At 43.0% G+C, this 3,012-nt stretch carries 4 protein-coding genes and 1 pseudogene; all 5 read left to right on the top strand.

Translation table 11 applies throughout. The features are described from left to right. Positions 1 to 301, top strand: a pseudogene (locus ACJMM4_RS05195) (uL15 family ribosomal protein); the annotation flags it as partial. A gap of 207 nt (positions 302 to 508) precedes the next feature. Further along, entirely contained in the window at positions 509 to 1,855 is a 1,347-nt protein-coding gene (secY, locus tag ACJMM4_RS05190) for a preprotein translocase subunit SecY (protein ID WP_405383422.1), read from the top strand. Positions 1,856 to 1,877: 22 nt separating this feature from the next. Next, on the top strand, positions 1,878 to 1,991 hold the full coding sequence (gene rpmJ, locus ACJMM4_RS05185; RefSeq protein ID WP_021890128.1) for a 50S ribosomal protein L36: 114 nt from the start codon (positions 1,878 to 1,880) through the stop codon (positions 1,989 to 1,991). Positions 1,992 to 2,182: 191 nt separating this feature from the next. Continuing rightward, a complete protein-coding gene (rpsM, locus tag ACJMM4_RS05180) occupies positions 2,183 to 2,539 on the top strand; it encodes a 30S ribosomal protein S13 (protein ID WP_405383419.1) in 357 nt (118 codons plus the stop codon). Between the two features lie 13 nt (positions 2,540 to 2,552). Then, entirely contained in the window at positions 2,553 to 2,972 is a 420-nt protein-coding gene (gene rpsK, locus ACJMM4_RS05175; protein WP_405383417.1) for a 30S ribosomal protein S11, read from the top strand. Positions 2,973 to 3,012: the final 40 nt, after the last annotated feature.

Below are 3,012 nucleotides of genomic sequence, written 5' to 3'. Positions count from 1 at the left end.
CAAGCGTCCAGGTTTCGAAGGCGGTCAGATGCCAATGAAGATCCGTTTACCAAAGTTTGGTTTCTGGTCTCCAAAGGCTGATGTAACTGCAGAAGTTACCTTAAACGATTTAAATCGTGTTGAGGGTGATGTAGTAGATATGGCAGCTCTATTAGCAGCTCGCTTAATCTCTAAGAAAGTTAAGTACGTAAAGGTTGTATTATCACGCGTACCTAACTTCACTAAGAAGATCACCTTAAAGGGCGTTGGCGTAACTAAGGGTGCTAAGGCAGCTATCGAAGCTGTTGGCGGTACCGTTGAAGTTGCTCAGTACATTACTGATGCTGCTGCACGTTTAGAAGCTTCAAACAAGAAGTCTGCTGCAAAACAGCAGTCACGCTTAGAGGCTCTAGCTGCTGCTGGCAAGCAAAAGCCTGCTAAGAAAACTGCAGAGCAAAAAGCAGCAAAGAAAGCTGCTAAAGCTTAATAATTAGTCGAGGGGGCTCTAGCCCCCTTTAAGAGGTTTTGCATGGCTAGAAAATCGCTTTTTGATAGAAGTCGTGAAATGGCTGAAAAACAATCTAAAGGCTCTGGCGAAATTCGTCAGCGTCTTTTGTTTGTTATCATTGCCTTAATCATTTTCCGCCTAGGTTCATATATTCCTGTTCCTGGTGTAAATGCTGACGTACTTCAGCGCGTTTTCGATCAGCAAAGCGGAACCATTGTTGGCATGTTCAACATGTTTTCTGGTGGCGCTCTTGAGCGTGCATCAGTTTTAGCATTAGGTATCATGCCATATATCTCTGCATCGATTATTATTCAGTTATTAGCTGTATTAAATAAGAATTTAGCAGAGCTACGTAAAGACGGTGAATCAGGTCGTCGTAAGATCACCCAATACACTCGTGTAGCAACTGTGTTCTTAGCAGCACTACAAGCCTTCGGTATGGCTACTGGTATTCCAAACATGATGCCAGGATTAGTAGATAATCCAGGTTTCAGTTTCTACTTTGTAACTACTGTAAGCTTAGTAACTGGTACTATGCTATTGATGTGGTTAGGTGAGCAAATCACTGAACGTGGTATCGGAAATGGTATTTCACTTATCATTTTCGCAGGTATTGTGGCGGGTCTTCCAACCGCGCTTGCAAGAACCTTTGAGCAATCACGTCAAGGTGATCTATCAACTATCGCATTATTACTTATCGGTGTAGTAGTGGTCCTTGTGACCTTCTTCGTGGTTTTCGTGGAGCGCGGTCAGCGTAAGATTGTTATCGAATACGCTAAACGCCAAATGGGTAATCGAATTTACTCTCAGCCACGCTCTAATTTACCATTAAAGATCAACTTATCAGGTGTTATTCCAGCAATTTTTGCTTCATCAATTATTCTGTTCCCTGGTACTGTTGTTTCTTGGTTCGGCCAAGGCGATAATGCTGTATCTAATGTTTTAGGTAGCATTTCTGTCTTCTTACAGCCAGGTCAACCTTTATACGAATTATTGTACGCTGCTGCAATCGTGTTCTTTACATTCTTCTATACCGCATTGGTTTTCAACCCACGCGAGATAGCAGATAATTTAAAGAAGAGCGGTGCTTTCATCCCTGGTATTCGTCCAGGTGAGCAGACTGCAAGATTTATTGATAAGGTAATGACTCGCTTAACTTTAAGCGGATCTTTATACATGGTTTTAGTATGTTTAGTTCCACAGTTACTAATGAACTGGTTTAATGTTCAGTTCTATTTCGGTGGTACCTCATTACTAATTATCGTTGTTGTTTGCATGGACTTTGTTGCTCAGCTACAAAGCCACATGATGAACCAACAGTACGGCGATATCATGCGTAAAGCAAACTTAAGAAATTACGGTCGTTAATTTTTTAGATTGGAGAAATAAAATGAAAGTTGGTGCTTCAGTTAAAAAAATGTGCCGCAACTGCAAAGTAGTTCGTCGTCACGGTGTAGTTCGCATTATCTGTGAGAATCCAAAGCATAAGCAACGTCAGGGCTAATGCTTATTAAGTTTGTGATTAATCTTGCAAACTTAATTTAAAATCTGTATAATCATACAGCCTTAAAAGCACTAAGAGAGATCTTGGTGCTTTTCTGACATGCCAATGTGCACTATGAGCGGTTGTCGCGTATCCTAACGGGCTTTGCGACAGCCTTTGTTTTAAACCGACCTATATTTAGGAGATCAATAGTGGCCCGTATAGCTGGCATTAATGTGCCTGATCAAAAGATCGCTGTGATTGCATTACAGTCAATCTATGGCATCGGCCCAACCCGCGCAAGCGAGATTCTTGCTAATGCAGGTGTTGAGGAGTCTGCAAAGTTAAAGGACTTAGATGAGTCTGTTGTAGATAAAATCCGTGCCGAAGTAGCAAAGTTCACCGTTGAAGGTGATCTTCGCCGTGAAATTTCAATGAACATCAAGCGCCTAATCGACCTTGGTACTTACCGTGGCTTACGTCACCGTCGTGGTTTACCAGTACGCGGTCAGCGTACTAAGACCAATGCACGTACACGCAAAGGCCCACGCAAGAGCATTAAGAAGTAGTAGGAGAGCTTAGATGGCTGAAGAAATTAAAAAGGAGCAGCAAGCTGCTGCAACTCGTGCTCGTTCAGGCAAGCGCTCTAAGAAGCAAGTTGCTGATGGCGTAGCACACATCCATGCATCTTTCAATAACACCATCGTAACCATCTCTGACCGTCAAGGCAATGTTCTATCATGGGCAACTGCTGGTGGTTCAGGTTTCCGTGGTTCACGTAAGTCAACTCCATACGCTGCTCAGGTTGCTGCAGAGCGTGCTGGTGAGGCTGCAAAAGAGTTCGGTGTTAAGAACCTTGAAGTTTTGGTAAAGGGTCCTGGTCCTGGCCGTGAGTCTTCAATCCGTGCATTAAACGCACAGGGTTATAAGATCACTAACATTACCGATGTAACCCCAATCCCTCATAACGGTTGTCGCCCACCTAAAAAGCGTCGCGTATAACCTAACGAGTTCAATTTCTGGAGAAAGATAAATGGCAAAA

The sequence above is a fragment of the Phascolarctobacterium sp. genome (assembly GCF_045124115.1).
GTDB lineage: Bacteria > Bacillota > Negativicutes > Acidaminococcales > Acidaminococcaceae > Phascolarctobacterium_A.
This window is presented reverse-complemented; position numbering and strand designations above follow the sequence as displayed.